The organism is Streptomyces sp. G5(2025) (assembly GCF_049542075.1).
Taxonomy (GTDB): domain Bacteria; phylum Actinomycetota; class Actinomycetes; order Streptomycetales; family Streptomycetaceae; genus Streptomyces.
Genome location: NZ_JBMUZT010000006.1, coordinates 2,871,734 through 2,887,627, shown reverse-complemented (window position 1 = coordinate 2,887,627; position 15,894 = coordinate 2,871,734). Strand labels below are relative to the sequence as shown.

General features: G+C 71.8%; 16 protein-coding genes and 1 tRNA gene. 12 read left to right on the top strand and 5 right to left on the bottom strand.

Annotated features, from left to right (window positions below):
• The first annotated feature begins 132 nt into the window (after nt 1-132).
• The 5 genes from ACOBQB_RS23885 (at nt 133) to ACOBQB_RS23865 (ending at nt 7,925) form a co-directional block, all read left to right on the top strand.
• Nucleotides 133-1,842 carry a beta-N-acetylhexosaminidase gene (locus tag ACOBQB_RS23885; RefSeq protein WP_423594174.1) on the top strand — a complete coding sequence of 570 codons (1,710 nt, stop codon included), beginning with the start codon at nt 133-135 and terminating at the stop codon, nt 1,840-1,842.
• 281 nt (nt 1,843-2,123) lie between these two features.
• A complete protein-coding gene (locus tag ACOBQB_RS23880; RefSeq protein ID WP_423594173.1) occupies nt 2,124-3,029 on the top strand; it encodes an FAD binding domain-containing protein in 906 nt (301 codons plus the stop codon).
• Entirely contained in the window at nt 3,026-5,098 is a 2,073-nt protein-coding gene (locus ACOBQB_RS23875; protein WP_423594172.1) for a (2Fe-2S)-binding protein, read from the top strand. The genes ACOBQB_RS23880 and ACOBQB_RS23875 overlap by 4 nt, the downstream gene beginning before the upstream one ends.
• Nucleotides 5,095-7,383 (top strand): xanthine dehydrogenase family protein molybdopterin-binding subunit, encoded by a 2,289-nt coding sequence (locus ACOBQB_RS23870; RefSeq protein ID WP_423594171.1) that lies wholly within the window; start codon nt 5,095-5,097, stop codon nt 7,381-7,383. Before ACOBQB_RS23875 ends, ACOBQB_RS23870 begins: the two co-directional genes overlap by 4 nt.
• Entirely contained in the window at nt 7,380-7,925 is a 546-nt protein-coding gene (locus tag ACOBQB_RS23865) for an AAA family ATPase (RefSeq protein WP_423594170.1), read from the top strand. Before ACOBQB_RS23870 ends, ACOBQB_RS23865 begins: the two co-directional genes overlap by 4 nt.
• 3 nt (nt 7,926-7,928) lie before the next feature.
• Here the strand turns inward: ACOBQB_RS23865 and ACOBQB_RS23860 are convergent, their stop codons facing one another.
• The 3 genes from ACOBQB_RS23860 to ACOBQB_RS23850 all read right to left on the bottom strand — a co-directional run bounded on the left by ACOBQB_RS23860 (nt 7,929) and on the right by ACOBQB_RS23850 (nt 8,821).
• Nucleotides 7,929-8,333, bottom strand: a complete 405-nt coding sequence (locus ACOBQB_RS23860; RefSeq protein ID WP_423594169.1) for a hypothetical protein — start codon at nt 8,331-8,333, stop codon at nt 7,929-7,931.
• 88 nt (nt 8,334-8,421) lie between these two features.
• Nucleotides 8,422-8,493: transfer RNA gene (locus tag ACOBQB_RS23855), tRNA-Cys, on the bottom strand.
• Nucleotides 8,494-8,611: 118 nt separating this feature from the next.
• A complete protein-coding gene (locus ACOBQB_RS23850) occupies nt 8,612-8,821 on the bottom strand; it encodes a hypothetical protein (protein WP_423594168.1) in 210 nt (69 codons plus the stop codon).
• Between the two features lie 287 nt (nt 8,822-9,108).
• Here ACOBQB_RS23850 and ACOBQB_RS23845 point away from each other — a divergent pair, with 287 nt between their 5' ends.
• From ACOBQB_RS23845 to ACOBQB_RS23835, 3 genes are all read left to right on the top strand, one after another.
• The gene (locus tag ACOBQB_RS23845) at nt 9,109-9,465 is read left to right on the top strand and encodes a beta/gamma crystallin domain-containing protein (protein WP_055569966.1); all 357 of its coding nucleotides are present in this window, start codon (nt 9,109-9,111) and stop codon (nt 9,463-9,465) included.
• Nucleotides 9,466-9,786: 321 nt separating this feature from the next.
• Nucleotides 9,787-10,560 (top strand): class I SAM-dependent methyltransferase, encoded by a 774-nt coding sequence (locus ACOBQB_RS23840; protein WP_423594167.1) that lies wholly within the window; start codon nt 9,787-9,789, stop codon nt 10,558-10,560.
• Nucleotides 10,561-10,671: 111 nt separating this feature from the next.
• Nucleotides 10,672-11,169, top strand: coding sequence for a DinB family protein (locus tag ACOBQB_RS23835; protein ID WP_423594166.1), 498 nt, complete (start codon nt 10,672-10,674; stop codon nt 11,167-11,169).
• Between the two features lie 9 nt (nt 11,170-11,178).
• Here the strand turns inward: ACOBQB_RS23835 and ACOBQB_RS23830 are convergent, their stop codons facing one another.
• Nucleotides 11,179-11,568, bottom strand: a complete 390-nt coding sequence (locus tag ACOBQB_RS23830) for a MerR family transcriptional regulator (RefSeq protein ID WP_423594165.1) — start codon at nt 11,566-11,568, stop codon at nt 11,179-11,181.
• A 49-nt stretch (nt 11,569-11,617) separates the two neighbouring features.
• Here ACOBQB_RS23830 and ACOBQB_RS23825 point away from each other — a divergent pair, with 49 nt between their 5' ends.
• Nucleotides 11,618-12,502 carry an NAD(P)-dependent oxidoreductase gene (locus ACOBQB_RS23825; protein ID WP_423594164.1) on the top strand — a complete coding sequence of 295 codons (885 nt, stop codon included), beginning with the start codon at nt 11,618-11,620 and terminating at the stop codon, nt 12,500-12,502.
• Here the strand turns inward: ACOBQB_RS23825 and ACOBQB_RS23820 are convergent.
• A complete protein-coding gene (locus ACOBQB_RS23820) occupies nt 12,480-12,944 on the bottom strand; it encodes an ATP-binding protein (protein WP_423598710.1) in 465 nt (154 codons plus the stop codon). The two genes, ACOBQB_RS23825 and ACOBQB_RS23820, sit on opposite strands and share 23 nt — an antisense overlap.
• 138 nt (nt 12,945-13,082) lie before the next feature.
• Between ACOBQB_RS23820 and ACOBQB_RS23815 the strand changes: the two genes are divergently transcribed.
• From ACOBQB_RS23815 to ACOBQB_RS23805, 3 genes are read left to right on the top strand one after another with little or no spacing between them, the layout of a single operon-like run.
• Nucleotides 13,083-13,946: a helix-turn-helix domain-containing protein gene (locus ACOBQB_RS23815; protein ID WP_423594163.1), complete on the top strand. Its 864-nt coding sequence runs from the start codon at nt 13,083-13,085 to the stop codon at nt 13,944-13,946.
• Nucleotides 13,943-14,287 carry a DUF397 domain-containing protein gene (locus ACOBQB_RS23810; protein WP_423594162.1) on the top strand — a complete coding sequence of 115 codons (345 nt, stop codon included), beginning with the start codon at nt 13,943-13,945 and terminating at the stop codon, nt 14,285-14,287. The genes ACOBQB_RS23815 and ACOBQB_RS23810 overlap by 4 nt, the downstream gene beginning before the upstream one ends.
• Before the next feature lie 54 nt (nt 14,288-14,341).
• Complete coding sequence (locus ACOBQB_RS23805) at nt 14,342-15,784, top strand: MFS transporter (protein WP_423594161.1); 1,443 nt, start codon at nt 14,342-14,344, stop codon at nt 15,782-15,784.
• The last annotated feature ends 110 nt before the right edge of the window (nt 15,785-15,894 follow it).

The following is a 15,894-nucleotide window of genomic DNA, read 5'->3' as shown; positions in this document are numbered from 1 at the left end:
CTCTCCGGACGGCAAGAAGCAGCCCCCTCTTCAGTCCCTTTCCGTGTGCCGTGTGACCCTTCGCTTCAGGGGCGTTGCGTGTACCGCAACGCCCCTTTTGCGTAGCACGATCGCGTGACAGCCTTACGCGGCATGACCCTTGAGCGCCCACCCGTCGCCCACCACCGCCCTCATGGAAGGCGCTTCGCGCCGCTCGCTGAACTCATCCCGGTGCCCGCACGCGCCGAGGCCGTGCCTGGTTCCTCCTTCGCCGCCGGTCCCGCCACCACCCTGTGGGCGGGCCCCGGCACCGAGTCCACCGAACGCTGGCTGCGCGCCACCCTCGGCGCCGCGCTCGGGCTCCCGCTCACCCCCGGCGCCGAGGGCGCGGGCGACTCCGCTTCCCGGCTGTCCCTGCTCATCGACGCCTCCCTGGAGCCGGAGGCGTACCGGCTCACCATCGACGAGACCCGAGCCGAGATCCGTGGCGGCGCGGCCGCGGGCGTCTTCTGGGGCGCCCAGACCCTCCGCCAGCTCTTCGGCCCCGACGCCTTCCGGCGCGCGCGACTGCGGCCCGGCGCACGGCACTCCCTGCCCGCGTGCGTCGTCGAGGACGCGCCCCGCTTCGGGTGGCGCGGCATGATGCTCGACGTCGCACGGCACTTCATGCCGAAGGACGGCGTGCTGCGCTACCTCGACCTGCTCGCCGCCCACAAGCTCAACGTCTTCCACTTCCACCTCACCGACGACCAGGGCTGGCGCGTGGAGATCAAGCGCCATCCGAAGCTGACGGAGGCCGGGTCCTGGCGGGCCCGCTCCAAGTGGGGCCACCGCAACTCCCCGCTCTGGGAGGAGCGCCCGCACGGCGGCTTCTACACGCAGGACGACATCCGCGAGATCGTCGCGTACGCCGACTCCCTGCACATCACCGTCGTCCCCGAGATCGACGTGCCGGGCCACTCGCAGGCCGCCGTCAGCGCCTACCCGCACCTCGGCAACACGGACGTCGTCGACACCGAGGCGCTCGCCGTCTGGGACACCTGGGGCGTCAGCAAGAACGTCCTCGCCCCCACCGAGGACGTACTCCGTTTCTACGAAGGTGTCTTCGAGGAGATCCTCGACCTCTTCCCGTCCACCTTCGTCCACGTCGGCGGCGACGAGTGCCCCAAGGACCAGTGGAAGGCATCGGCCGCCGCCCAGGCCCGGATCAAGGAGCTGGGGGTGGACGGCGAGGACGGGCTCCAGAGCTGGTTCATCCGGCACTTCGACACCTGGCTCACCGAGCGCGGGCGGCGGCTCATCGGCTGGGACGAGATCCTGGAGGGCGGCCTCGCCGAGGGCGCCACCGTCTCCTCCTGGCGCGGCTACCGGGGCGGCATCACCGCGGCCAAGTCGGGCCACGACGTCGTCATGTGCCCCGAGCAGCACGTGTACTTGGACCACCGGCAGGACGGCGGCCCCGACGAGCCGATGCCCATCGGATTCGTCCGCACGCTCGAAGACGTCTACCGCTTCGAACCCGTCCCCACGGAGCTCACGGAGGACGAGGCCGCCCACGTCCTCGGTACGCAGGCCAACGTCTGGACCGAGGTGATGGAGAACCAGGAACGCGTCGACTACCAGGCGTTCCCGCGTCTCGCCGCCTTCAGCGAGGTGGCCTGGCGCAGGCTCCCCGCCCCGGCCGAGCGCGACTTCGCCGACTTCGAGCGGCGCATGACGGCCCATTACGCGCGCCTCGACGCCCTCGGCGTCGACTACCGCCCGCCCGGCGGCCCGCTGCCCCGGCAGCGGCGACCGGCCCCCGAAGGGCTGACCGACGCCGACCTCGGCCGCCCGATCGAGGGTCCGCCCCCGAACGTGTGAGGGCCCGTCCGGGTGCGTGAAACCGGCGGTCCACACCCTGGGCGCGGACCGCCGGAAGCAGTGCGAAAACGGCATATCCCCCTGGTCCGGGGACGAATGCCTCCTAGCGGACCCCCGCGTCGGGCCCCTGCGAAGATGTGCCAGAGTTGCCACGTCCTGGTTGTGAGCACGTACCGTACGGCGGAACAGGCGTAACGGCGACACGTCGCGCAACGGCGAGCACTTCACGTACGCGTCGTAGGTGAAGTACGCGGCCGGGCATCGGGAAGGGGCAGCCGGTTTTGACCACGCACGCACCGCGGGCGGCACAGCCACCGCAGTCGGTGAAGCTGCCCGCCACGCTCGACGAGGCCGTGGCGGCACTCGCCGCGATGCCCGCCGCCGTGCCCGTCGCCGGCGGCACGGACCTGATGACCTCGGTCAACTCGGGCCAGCTGCGCCCCGCCGCCCTCGTCGGCCTCGGCCGCATCAGCGAGATCCGCGGCTGGCAGTACCAGGACGGCCACGCCCTGCTCGGCGCCGGCCTCACCCACGCCCGCATGGGCCGCCCCGACTTCGCCGCGCTGATCCCCGCCCTGGCCGCCGCCGCGCGCGCCGCCGGACCGCCCCAGATCCGCAACGCGGGCACCCTCGGCGGCAACATCGCCTCGGCCGCGCCCACCGGCGACGCGCTGCCCGTCCTCGCCGCCCTCGAAGCCGCCCTGATCATCGCGGGACCCGGCGGCGCCCGCCGCGAGGTCCCCGTCTCGCACCTCCTCGCGGGCGTGGAGATGCTCCGCCCCGGTGAGCTCATCGGCTTCGTGCGCGTGCCGCTGCTGCACGCCCCGCAGGTCTTCCTCAAGGCGACCGGGCGCACCGGGCCCGGCCGCGCCACCGCGTCCGTCGCGCTGGTCCTCGACCCCGCCCGGCGCGGCGTGCGCTGCGCGGTCGGCGCCATCGCGCCCATGCCGCTGCGGCCCCTGGAGGCCGAGCAGTGGGTGGCCTCCCTCATCGACTGGGACGGCGAGCGCGGCAGCCTCGTACCGGAGGCGGTCACCGCCTTCGGCGAGTACGTCGCCGCCGCCTGCATCCCCGACCAGCCCCCGGCGGCCGACGGCACCGAACAGCCGCTGACGCCCGCCGTACTGCACCTGCGGCGCACCGTCGCCGCGCTGGCCCGACGAGCACTGGGGAGGGCGCTGTCGTGAGCGACGACCAGAACACCCACAACGGCGGCGGCTGGCAGCCGCATCCGCAGGGCGAGTACGACTCGGACGCCACGGCGTTCGTGCAGCTCCCCGAGGGCATGCTCGACACCCCGCTCGCCGCGCCGGGCCACGGCTATGTGCCGCCGCAGATAACGGTCACCCCGACCACGTCGGACGCCACCGACCCGGCGGCGACCGGCACATGGGTCATGCCGCCCGAGGTGACGGGCGCGGCGGGCGCCGGGCCGGCGGTGAGCTGGCCCGAGGCGGGCACGGCACAGCGGCCCCACGCCGAGCGGCAGCCCGCGGAGCACCACGGCTACGACCCCCGGGCGACCGGACAGTGGAGCTTCGCCGACGGCGACACGGCGGAGCGACAGGCGTACGGGCAGCGGTACGAGCAACCGGGTCAGGGTTACGAGCAGCCGGATCAGGATGACGACCCGGGCCCCGGGTACGACCAGGGCTACGGTCAGGAGTACGGGCAGGAGGTCGCCGCACCCTCCTCCGACATCACCGGGCAGTGGTCGATCCCCGTCGCCGGCGGCGATCTCCCGGACGAGTCGGGCGAGTACACGGCGTCCTCGCTCTCCAGCGACCTGGCCTACCCCGCGCGTACGCAGTCCAACGCCTGGGCCGGGAGCGTCATGCCGCCCGCGACCCTGCCCGGCGGCGCGCCCGCGCCGTGGGCGACGGGCGCGAGGGCCGGGGCCGGGGCGCCCTGGACCACGCAGCCGCAGCCGCAGGCCCAGGAGGCTGCGCGGCAGGAGCAGCAGCCGGAGCCGCAGGAGAACGGCTTCGAGAGGACGACGCTGTTGCGGGCGGTCAGCGTGCCGCCCGCGGGGCAGTCGGGGGCCGAGGCGGCACGGGCCGCGGAGGCCGCGCACGCGGCACAGGCGGCGGAGGCCGTCGAGGCCGCCCAGGACGCCGCCGAGGCCGCCCAGGAGGCCGCCGAAGCCGCGGAGATCGCGGACGTACTGGAGTCCTCGGAGCCGACGGAGGAGTTCGAGGCCGCGGAGGAGCACGGCACGGCCGGCACGGCCGACACGGCGTCCGAAGCCGTCGTGGAGCCCGCCCCCGAGCCCGAGCCGGACCAGGCGGACGACGTCCGGCCCGAAGCGGCGGACGAGCCGGACGAGACGGGCACCGAGGCCACCGAAGCCGTCGGGACCACCGGAACCCACGAGCCCGGCGACACGGACGACGCGGCGGTGGAGACGAGCGAAGCGACCGAGACACCCGAAGCGACGGAGGCACCCGAGGCCACCGAGGCAGGAGAGGCCGCGGAGAGGGCCGACCCGGCGGAGGCGACCGATGGGGACGACGCCCCCGCCATCGCGCCCAACCCCCTCCACGACGATCACCCCCTCGGCTCCTACGTCCTGCGCGTGAACGGCACCGACCGCCCCGTCACCGACGCCTGGATCGGCGAGTCCCTGCTCTACGTCCTGCGGGAGCGGCTCGGCCTCGCGGGCGCCAAGGACGGCTGCTCACAAGGCGAGTGCGGGGCCTGCAACGTCCAGGTGGACGGCCGCCTCGTCGCCTCCTGCCTGGTGCCCGCCGCCACCACCGCGGGCAGCGAGATCCGCACCGTCGAGGGCCTGGCCGCCGACGGGCAGCCCTCCGACGTGCAGCGCGCGCTCGCCGCGTGCGGCGCCGTGCAGTGCGGGTTCTGCGTGCCGGGCATGGCCATGACCGTGCACGACCTCCTGGAGGGCAACCCCGCCCCCAGCGAGCTGGAGACCCGCCGCGCGCTGTGCGGCAACCTCTGCCGCTGCTCCGGCTACCGCGGCGTGCTCGACGCCGTGCGCGAGGTCGTCGCCGAGCGGGAGGCGACCGCGGCCGCGGAGGCCTCGGCGCAGGCGGCACCGGACCACGACGCACAGGCCGCGCGGGACGCGTACGGCTCGCAGGACGCGCAGGCCGACGAGGCGCGCATCCCGCACCAGGCGGGTCCGGGCGCCGGCGGCGTCCACCAGGGCCCGTACGACGGACCCGAGGGACCGCAGGGCCCCTATGGACCGCAGGGTCCCTATCCCCAGTACCCCCAGGACGGAGGCCGGGCGTGAGCGAGGACACCATCACCGCGACCGCGCCGGGCGCCGAGGCGCCGGCGCACGGCATCGGCGCGTCCCTGCCGTCGGCGGAGTGCCGCGCCAAGACGGAGGGCACCTTCCCCTACGCCTCCGACCTGTGGGCCGAGGGCCTGCTGTGGGCGGCGGTGCTGCGTTCCCCGTACGCGCACGCCCGCATCGTCTCCATCGACACCAGCCACGCCCTTCAGATGCCGGGCGTGCACGCTGTCGTCACCCACGAGGACGTGCCCGGTGACGCGCTGCACGGCCGCCGGACGCCGGACCGGCCGGTCTTCGCCTCCGAGGTCGTACGCCATCACGGTGAGCCCATCGCCGCCGTGGCCGCCGACCACCCCGACACGGCGCGCATGGCGGCCGCCGCCGTCATCGTCGAGTACGAGGTGCTGGAGCCGGTCACCGACCCGGAGAAGGCCTTCGAGGCCGAACCGCTGCACCCCGACGGCAACTTGATCCGCCACATCCCGCTGCGGCACGGCGACCCGGAGGCGGTGGGCGAGCTCGTCGTCGAGGGGCTGTACCGCATCGGCCGCCAGGACCCGGCGCCGATCGGCGCGGAGGCGGGCCTCGCGGTGCCGCGCCCCGACGGGGGAGTGGAGCTGTACGTCGCCTCCACCGACCCGCACGCCGACCGCGACCGGGCCGCCGCCTGCTACGGCCTGGCCGCCGACCAGGTCAAGGTCGTCGTCACGGGCGTCCCGGGCGCCACCGCTGACCGCGAGGACGCGAGCTTCCAACTCCCGCTCGGGCTGCTCGCGTTGCGCACCGGCTGCCCCGTCAAGCTCACCGCGACCCGCGAGGAGTCCTTCCTCGGCCACGCCCACCGCCACCCCACCCTCCTGCGCTACCGCCACCACGCGGACGCCGAGGGCCGCCTGGTGAAGGTGGAGGCGCAGATCCTGCTCGACGCGGGCGCGTACGCGGACACGTCGTCGGAGGCCCTGGCCGCGGCCGTCTCCTTCGCCTGCGGTCCCTACATCGTGCCGAACGCCTTCATCGAGGGCTGGGCGGTCCGTACGAACAACCCGCCGTCCGGGCACGTGCGGGGCGAGGGCGCCATGCAGGTCTGCGCCGCGTACGAAGCCCAAATGGACAAGATCGCGAAGAAACTCGGCATCGACCCGGCCGAGCTGCGGCTGCGCAACGCCATGGCGACCGGCGACATCATGCCCACGGGCCAGACGGTGACGTGCCCGGCCCCGGTGGCCGAACTGCTGGCCGCCGTAAGGGACTTCCCCCTGCCCGAGCTGCCCAAGGACACCCCCGAGGACGAGTGGCTGCTGCCCGGCGGCCCCGAGGGCGCGGGCGAACCGGCCGCCGTGCGGCGCGGTGTCGGCTACGGCCTCGGCATGGTCCAGCTCCTCGGCGCGGAAGGCGCGGACGAGGTCTCCACCGCCACGGTGAAGGTCCACGACGGCGTCGCGACGGTGATCTGCGCGGCCGTCGAGACCGGCCAGGGCTTCACGACGCTGGCCCGCCAGATCGTCCAGGAGACGCTGGGCATCGAGGACGTGCGCGTGGCGCCCGTCGACACCGACCAGCCCCCGGCGGGCCCGAGCTGCCGGGGCCGCCACACGTGGGTGTCGGGCGGTGCGGTGGAGCGCGCGGCGAAGATGGTCAGGACCCAGCTGCTCCAGCCGCTGGCCCACACGTTCGGCATGTCCACCGAGCTGCTCCAGATCGCGGACGGCAAGATCACCTCGTACGACGGTGTGCTCTCCACGACGGTCACCGAGGCGCTGGACGGCAAGGAACTGTGGGCCACGGCCCAGTGCCGCCCGCACCCCACCGAGCCGCTGGACGAGGCGGGGCAGGGCGACGCGTTCGTGGGCATGGCGTTCTGCGCGATCCGCGCGGTGGTCGACGTGGACATCGAGATCGGTTCCGTACGGGTGGTCGAGCTGGCCGTCGCGCAGGACGTGGGCCGCGTCCTCAACCCGGCCCAGCTGCGGACCCGTATCGAGGCGGGCGTCACGCAGGGCGTGGGCGCGGCGCTCACGGAGAACCTCCGCACCCCGCGCGGCATCGTCCGCCACCCCGACCTCACCGGGTACGCGCTCCCCACCGCCCTGGACGCGCCCGACATCCGCATCGTGAAGCTGGTGGAGGAGCGGGACGTCGTCGCCCCCTTCGGCGCGAAGGCCGCCGGCGCGGTCCCGGTCGTCACCTCCCCGGCGGCGATCGCCTCGGCGGTGCGCGCGGCGACGGGCCGCCCGGTCAACCGCCTGCCGATCCGCCCGCAGGCGGCGGTGGCGCAGTGACGGCCCCCTCCGCCCCGCAAGGCGTCATCGTCCTCACCGGCATCATGGCGTCCGGAAAGTCCACGGTGGCGCAGGCGTTGGCCGAGCGGCTGCCGAAGGCCGCGCATGTACGCGGTGACGTCTACCGCCGGATGATCGTCTCGGGCGGTGTGGAGTACGAGCCCGGGGCCGGGGGAGAGGCGGAGGCCCAACTCGCCCTGCGGTACGGGCTGTCGGCGTCCACAGCGGACGCGTACGCGCGCGCCGGTTTCACGGCGGTCGTCCAGGACGTGATCCTGGGCGCCCAGTTGAAGACGTATGCCGACCTCATCCGCACCCGCCCGCTCTACGTGATCGTCCTCGCCCCGCGCCCCGACGTGGTCACCGCCCGCGAGGCCGGCCGCGGCAAGACGGGCTACGGCGCGTGGACGGTCCAGGACCTGGACACGGGCCTGCGCGAGACGACCCCGCGGCTGGGCCTCTGGCTGGACAGTTCGGAGCTGTCGGTGGAGGAGACGGTGGACGCGGTTCTGGGGCGGCTGGACGAGGCGCGGGTGGCCTGAGCGTCACTTCCCCTTCGGGAAGGCGGTACGCAGCGGGGTGCTCCGGGTGAGGTACGCGACGCGGATCACCGGCAGCATGCAGAGGGTCTGCGTCACGGCGTACCAGGGCGGGCAGACGCCCGGGACCAGGTCGACGCCGATGATCGCGACCGGCATGATCACGGCGAGGGTGCGGAGGCGCTCGAAGGCGCGCCGGGACCCCTGGGAGGCGGAGACGGCCAGCCGGTGGAGCAGCACGGAGACCACGGGCAGCAGCGCCGCCCGGACCCACATGAACGTGTTCACCGGGAGGCCGTTGACCGCCACCACGACGACCGCCACGAGGGCGGCGACGCTGAGGACGCCGTAGACCGTGACGCTGCTCTTGGTGGTGCCGAAGTCTTCGTGGGCGGGGTGCGTGGTGTCCATGCCCTTGACGCTACGAAGCGTGGGGCGGGGGCGGTACGGGCCTGGGCCCACGGGTGGGGTGGGTCCAGGCCCACTCCTCGCACGGGAGAGGCCGTGGCGGGAATCGAACCCGCGTTACTGGATTTGCAGTCCAGCCCCTCAGCCACTCGGGCACACGGCCAAGTCGGTGACCTGACTCCTTGAACGTAGTTGGGGCCCCGCGGGGGCTCAAGGGAATGGCTGGGCGTGCAATGCGACTGCCGTGTGCCGTTCATGACTTACGGCTCACGGCTCACGGCTCAGGCGTACCGGGGCAGGTTGTCCGTGGGGATGTCCAGTCCGCGATGGGGGCCCTCCGGTGTGGCGTGGATGTCGGTCATGACCGCGCCCGAGCCGGTGCGGGGGTCGAACGCCCCCTGGATCTCCATGACGTCGGGGTGCCGCATGATCCCCTCCGGCAGGTCTTCGACGTCGGGGGTGCCCGTATGCGCCACCAGCTCTTCCGGCATGACCTTCTCCAGGCGTTTCCGGATGCGCAGTGCGGTCGGTGCGGGGCTGGGGCCTGTTGTACGAGAGGGTGCGGGTGACGATCCGGCCGGACGGCGTGTGTTCCTTGATCCGGGCCAGGTAGCCCAAATGGCGTTGATCAGGACATTGGACGACTTGTTTCGGCCGTGCGCCATTTGAAAGATTGCCATGTACAGCAGTCCTGGACGATCGTCTTTGTGGAAGCGCAGAACGTCTCCCGGAAATGGTCGTCAAATGGCCACGTACGGGCCCGAATAAGGGAGTACTTGTGCTGTCGAAAACCAAGCGGGTCGCCCGCTCCGCAACCGTGGCGATCGCTGCGGCCGCCGCGTTCACCGTGGTGATGCCCACGGGTAACGCCTTCGCCATCGACCACGTCGAATGCCGAGGTGGCGAGAACTTCTTAAAGATCTGGTCGCACAGTGGTGACGGCCGCTCAAGCGTGGACTGCTACGCCAACAAGGGCCGCACCGGCTTCGGCAACTGGTGGGTCGACCGCATCTCCACGGGCAACAACGACCTGATCTACTACGACGCCAATGGTGACTCCGTGCGCATCAACCGGTGGACCGACATCACCTTCCCGCACCGTCCGCCGAAGGTGAAGGACATCGAAATCCTCTGACGAATCGAATGCTCCGGTAAAGAGGACTCAAAACTGGAGCCATCGACTCGCCAAACCGATGTTCAGCTGATGGTCATCTCCGCACCATGGCCATTCAGATTGTGCCGGCCACGCCTTTTCAGGCGTGGCCGGTTTCGTCCGCCATGACGTCCGTCTCGGCCAAGACTCACGTGGGAGGGCGTCTCCTGCGGAGCAGCTCCGTCACGAACCGCTCCACCAGATCAGTCATGCACGGCTCAGCGAGCGATCACACCGTCAGAAACGACGTCTGATGCCCCCGGGGGTCGTCAGTCGTCCGTGTGAACCGGGCATACGGAGTGCATGTCGCTGGCCTGTGCCGACCACGGCACGATCGTGGTTTCCCGCAACTTACCGATCAGCAGCTCACAGCACATTGTCTTCCCTTCCTGTCGATGCCCTTCTCGCTCGCAGTCGCTCGCGCTGCTGAACACCTCACCGGGGAATGTCGTCCTGGACGCCGCCTGCGGACGCGGCCACACCACAGCATGTCTGGCCGAAAAAGCCTGCCACGCACTGGGCGCCGACATCCAGCCCCAGCAGATCGAGCGGGCCCGCGAACGCTTCGGCCACCGGCCCCATGTCTCCTTCGCGGTCGCCGACCTGACCCGCCTTCCCGAGAAGGCCGCAGGAGTGGACCTCACCCCGGGATGCATCGACCCCGTCCACTGCCTGGAAGCCGCCTTCCACTTCGGACCGGCCGGCCGGCGTGCTTTCCTCGCCGGAAACCACCGAGTACTGCGCCCCGGTGGCCGTCTCGTACTGGTGGACTTCGCCTGGCCCGACACGGCACTGTGGACGCTCGCCGAATTGGATTCTCACAGGCTGGTGCGCGTGAGACGTGGAAGTTCGAGGACTTCGCGACCCCGAAGACCTACGTTGCTGATGCCACTACTGCCGGGTTCAACGTCCGTGCCCTCCGGCGCCGGACGACGCACACTGTCGCTACGGTGGCCCGGCCTCGCAGAACTCGCTCATGAAGACTGGCAGGACCTCATTACCGTTATCCGCGCCCATCAGACGTTGGGGCGCGTCGCCGGCTACCACGCCCTGGTCTGCGACAAACCGGCCCAATGAACTGGGCCGGGGTGCAAACCGCCGCCACTCTCAAGTAGGCCTGGCCTTGGCCTAGTTGGCTCGTAGCGTTCTTCCTGACAGCGGAGCAGTACGTACGGGCAGGCGGAGACCATGAACGATTTGCTGGACGCGTTGGCCGGGCACCGGGAGATGCTCCGGTACACCACCCGCGACCTCACCGACGAGCAGGCCGGACAGCGGCCCACGGTGAGCGAGCTGTGCCTGGGCGGGCTGATCAAGCACGTCACCTCGGTCGAGAGGAGGTGGGGCGCCTTCATCCTGGAGGGTCAGTCCGCGCTGGTCGGCGTGAGCGACATGACTGAGGCCGACTGGGCGCGGCGGGCCGAGGAGTTCCGCATGCTGCCCGGCGAGACCCTGGCGGGCGTGCTGGACGCCTACGCCGAAGCCGCCCGCCGCACTGACGAGGTGGTCGCCGGCCTGCCCTCCCTCGACGTGACCCACCCGCTGCCGGAGGCCCCCTGGACCAAGCCCGGCACGCGCTGGTCGGCCCGCCGCACGCTGCTGCACATCATCGGCGAGACCGCGCAGCACGCGGGCCACGCCGACATCATCCGGGAGGCGCTGGACGGGGCGCGCAGCATGGGCTGACCGGACGGCCTACGCGGTGCCGTCGAAGGGCGGGTAGTTCTCGCCGCCCGTGCGCTCGGCGGCGTCGATATAGCGGGCGAGGGCGTCGCGGGACCCGGCGAGCGTGGCCATCTGGTCGTCCAGCCGCCGCAGCCGTGACCGCATCGACGCCAGCAGTTCGGGGCAGCCCGGCAGCTCCGGTGCCTCCCCGAGCGCGCACGGCAGTACGTAGGCGATGTCCTCGGAGGAGAGACCGGCGCCGAGCAGGTGCCGGATCTGCTTCACCCGCAGCACGGCGCTCTCGTCGTACTCGCGGTAGCCGTTCGCGCCGCGCCCCGCCTCCAGCAGGCCCTGGGCCTCGTAGTAGCGCAGTTGGTGGGCGTTGACGCCCGCCCTGCGGCTGAGTTCCCCGATCAACATCGCGCCCTCGCTTGACCTTCACACCGGTATGAACGTTGAAGATCCTGTCATGAGCAACCGAAGCGAAACACCCGTGACCGTCATCGGACTCGGACTGATGGGCCAGGCGCTCGCCGCCGCGTTCCTGAAGGCCGGGCACCCCACCACCGTATGGAACCGCACGGCCGCCAAGGCGGGCCAACTGGTCGCGGACGGAGCCTCCTTGGCCCCGTCGGTCGCCGCCGCCCTCAAGGCGAGCCCCTTGACCGTCCTCTGCGTCACCGATTACGAGGCCGTACGCGGACTCCTCGGCGCGAGCGACGTCGAGCTGCACGGTACGACGCTGGTCAACCTCACCTCGGGCGACTCGGCCCAGGCCCGCGAGACCGCCCGCTGGGCCGGACAGCGAGGCGCCCGTTACCTCGACGGCGCCCTCATGGCGATCCCGTCGGTGATCGGGACCGTCGACGCCGTCATTCTGCACAGCGGGCCCCGAGCGGACTTCGAGGCCCACGAGCCGACGCTCGAAGCGCTCGGCGCCCTCACCTACCTCGGCGACGACCCCGGCCTCGCGTCGCTGTACGACGTGGCCGGCCTGGCCATGATGTGGAGCGTCCTGAACGCCTGGCTCCAGGGCACCGCCCTGCTCAGGACCGCCGGTGTCGACGCCGTGACGTACGCGCCGTTCGCACGCCTCATGGCCGCCGGTGTCGCCGACTGGCTGCCCGGTTACGCCGAGCAGATCGACAAGGGCTCCTTCCCGGCCGAGGTCGCCGCCCTGGAGACCGACGCGCGGTCCATGGCTCACCTGATCGCAGAGTGCGAGGCGGCGGGCGTCAACGCCGAGCTTCCCCGGCTGTTCAAGGCCATGGCGGACCGCGCCATCGCTGCGGGCCACGGGGGTGAGCAGTACCCCGTCCTGATCGAGGAGTTCACCAAGCCGCGCGTCGGCTGACCGGCTGCGGGCAGGCCAGCTCCGCCCAGACGGTTTTGCAAGGGGCGGGGCCGTACGTCGTGCCCCAGCGGTCCGACAGGGCCTCCACCAGGAGGAGGCCCCGGCCCGACTCGGCTTCCAGCAGCGGTCGTTGGGCGGCGCTCGGCGGGTGGCGGTCCGTCCTCGCGTCCGTCACCTCGATACGGAGCGTGTCCGTGCCGGTGAGCGTCAGGGCGAGGCGGAAGCTCCTGCCGGGCACGTGGCCGTGCAGCACGGCGTTGTTCGCCAGCTCGGCGACGATGTGCTCCGCGGCTTCGTAGGGGCGCTCCCAGCTGCGGAGTTGTTCCCGCAGCAGCAGCCGGGCCAGGCGGGCGCCCCTTCGCGTGGCGGAGAGCAGGACCGTGAACTGGTGCGTGGGGGACGGGGCAGGGGCCCCGGTGGTTTGTTGGTTCACGTCACTCAGCGTGGCGGTGCGTGTGCGCCGTGAACAGTGGCTCGGGCTGTGCGTATCGCGTTTGTCCCGCGCTTGTCCCGCGTTGTCTCGGCTGTCTCGGGTGACGTACGGGTACGGGTGCGCGTTGGACCTGGACGGACGTCGGAGGTGGGCGCGGTGGAAGAGCGTAACGACGGTGTGGACGAACCCGGTTGGGATGTCGACCCCGAGGACGAGATCAGCGCGGCGGTCGAGATGGTCGGCCACCATCTGAAGCTGCGGAGGGAGGCGGCGGGACTCCGGGTCGCGGAGTTCGCCGACGCGGTCGGCTACGGGGAGGACATGGTCCGGAAGATCGAGCGCGGGGTGCGGATTCCTCGGCCGGAGTATCTGGACATGGCGGATGGGGTGTTGCGGGCGGAGGGGCTGGTCTCCGCGATGAAGCCGAAGATGCGGGAGGCCAGGTATCCGAAGAAGGTTCGGCAACTGGCGAAGCTGGAGGAGCGGGCGGTCGAGGTGTGCCTCTACAGCAACCACAACATCCATGGGTTGTTGCAGACGGCCGAGTTCGCGGGGGCGCTGCTGGGGACAAGGCGGCCCGCGTACTCGGACGAGGAGCTGGAGCGGTTGGTGGCGGCACGAATGGCGCGCCAGTCGATCTTCGGCCGGTCGCCTGCGCCAGAGCTCAGCTTTGTCCAGGAGGAGGTGACGCTGCGGCGACCGATTGGGGGGAGAATGGTCCTGCGTCGACAGCTCGAACGCCTCTTGGAAGTAGGTGAGTTGCGGAACGTCGAGATCCAGGTAATGCCCACGGCTTGTGGTGACCATCCCGGGACTGGCGGGTTGATCGAACTGCTCAAGTTTCGGGACGGTACGGCTATGGCTCGTTCCGATGGAGAGTTCGGTGGCCGCCCGGTTTCCGATCCGAAGCGAGTCCGTATCCTCGAACTGCGGTATGGCATCATCCGGGCCCAAGCGCTCACGCCGCAGGCGTCGCGGGCTTTCATTGAGGGAGTGCTGAGAGAAACATGATCCGCAAGGCATCTGCCGGGGGCGTGTCCGGACTTGAGTGGTTCAAGAGCAGTTACAGCAGCAGCAGTAACGGCGAGGACTGCGTCGAAGTCGCCCTGGACTGGCGCAAGAGCAGCTACAGCGACAGCAGTAACGGCGAGGACTGCGTAGAGATAGCGCAGGGCTGGCACAAGAGCAGCCACAGCAGCAGCAGTAACGGCAACGACTGCGTCGAAGTCGCCGCCCCCACCCCCCACACCATCCACATCCGCGACTCCAAGACCCCCACCGCCCCCCACCTCACCGTCACCCCCGCCACCTGGTCCCGCTTCCTCGCGGACGTACGTCCAACGGCCCACTGAACCCCCGCCTCCGGACAGGGGCAAAACCACGCCACGCCTCTTACCCTGAGGCGCATGACCGACACTGGCGTAGCCGCCGAGACCACCGCCCCGCCCCGCCCGGAGGGCCCCGGCGTCCTCGGTAAGCCGTACCGCGCCCTCAGCATCGGCATCGTCTCCGTCGTGCTGCTGATCGCCTTCGAGGCGACCGCCGTCGGGACGGCGATGCCGGTCGCCGCGCGGGAGCTGGACGGGGTCTCGCTCTACGCCTTCGCGTTCTCGGGGTACTTCACGACCAGCCTCTTCGGCATGGTGTTCAGCGGGCAGTGGGCCGACCGGCGCGGGCCGCTCGGGCCGCTGGCGGGCGGCATCTCGCTCTTCGGGGCGGGGCTGTTGCTGAGCGGGACCGCGAGCGTGATGTGGCTGTTCATCGCGGGGCGGGCCGTGCAGGGGCTCGGCGGCGGGCTCGTGATCGTCGCGCTGTACGTCGTCGTCAGCCGGGCGTATCCCGAACACCTGCGGCCCGCCATCATGGCCGCCTTCGCGGCGAGCTGGGTCGTGCCGTCCGTGGTCGGGCCGCTCGTGTCCGGCACCGTCACCGAGCACCTGGGGTGGCGGTGGGTCTTCATCGGCATCCCCGTCCTCGTCGTCGTGCCGCTCGCCCTCGCGCTGCCCGCGATCCGGCGGACCGCCGCCGGGCCCGTCGACGCGTCGGCGCCCGTCGCGCCCTTCGACCGGCGGCGCATCCGCCTCGCGCTCGGGATCTCGCTGGGCGCCGCGCTCCTTCAGTACGCGGGTCAGGACCTGCGGTGGTTCTCGCTGCTCCCGGCGGTGCTCGGCGCCGTCGTCCTCGTGCCCGCCGTCCTCGGGCTGCTGCCGCGCGGCACCTACCGCGCCGCCCGTGGCCTGCCCTCCGTGGTGCTGCTGCGCGGCGTGGCCGCCGGGTCGTTCATCGGCGCCGAGTCCTTCGTGCCGCTGATGCTCGTCACGCAGCGGGGGCTCAGCCCGACCATGGCCGGGCTGTCGATCGCCGTGGGCGGGGCGACCTGGGCGTTCGGGTCGTACGTACAGTCGCGACCCCGTATGGAGCCCTACCGGACGCGGTGCGTGGCGGCGGGGATGGTGCTCGTCGCGGCGTCCATAGCCGCCGCGCCCACCGTCCTCATCGCGGCCGTGCCCGTGTGGATCATCGCGGTCGCGTGGGGCTTCGGCTGCTTCGGCATGGGCACGGTCATCGCCTCCACGAGCGTGCTGCTGCTCCGGCTCTCGCCGCCCGAGGACGCGGGGTCGAATTCGGCCGCGCTCCAGATCTCCGACGGACTCTCGAACGTCCTGCTGCTCGCTGTCGGCGGCGCCGCCTTCGCCGCGCTCGGCGGCGGCACGGTGGGCGCGGGCCACGGCCCGGACGGCGTCTCGGCCTCGCATCCGGCCGCCTTCGTCGCCGTCTTCCTGCCCATGGCGGTGGTCGCCCTGGTGGGGGCCTGGGTGGGCACCCGGCTGACGGAACGCAAGGCCTGACCCCGTCATGTGACACCCGTCGCACCCGCCCCGGCAGCCGCCCCGAACTCGGCGGTACGTCAACATCTCACCGGTAGGGTGGCCCGGTTGTCTTACGTACCCGAGCCGTA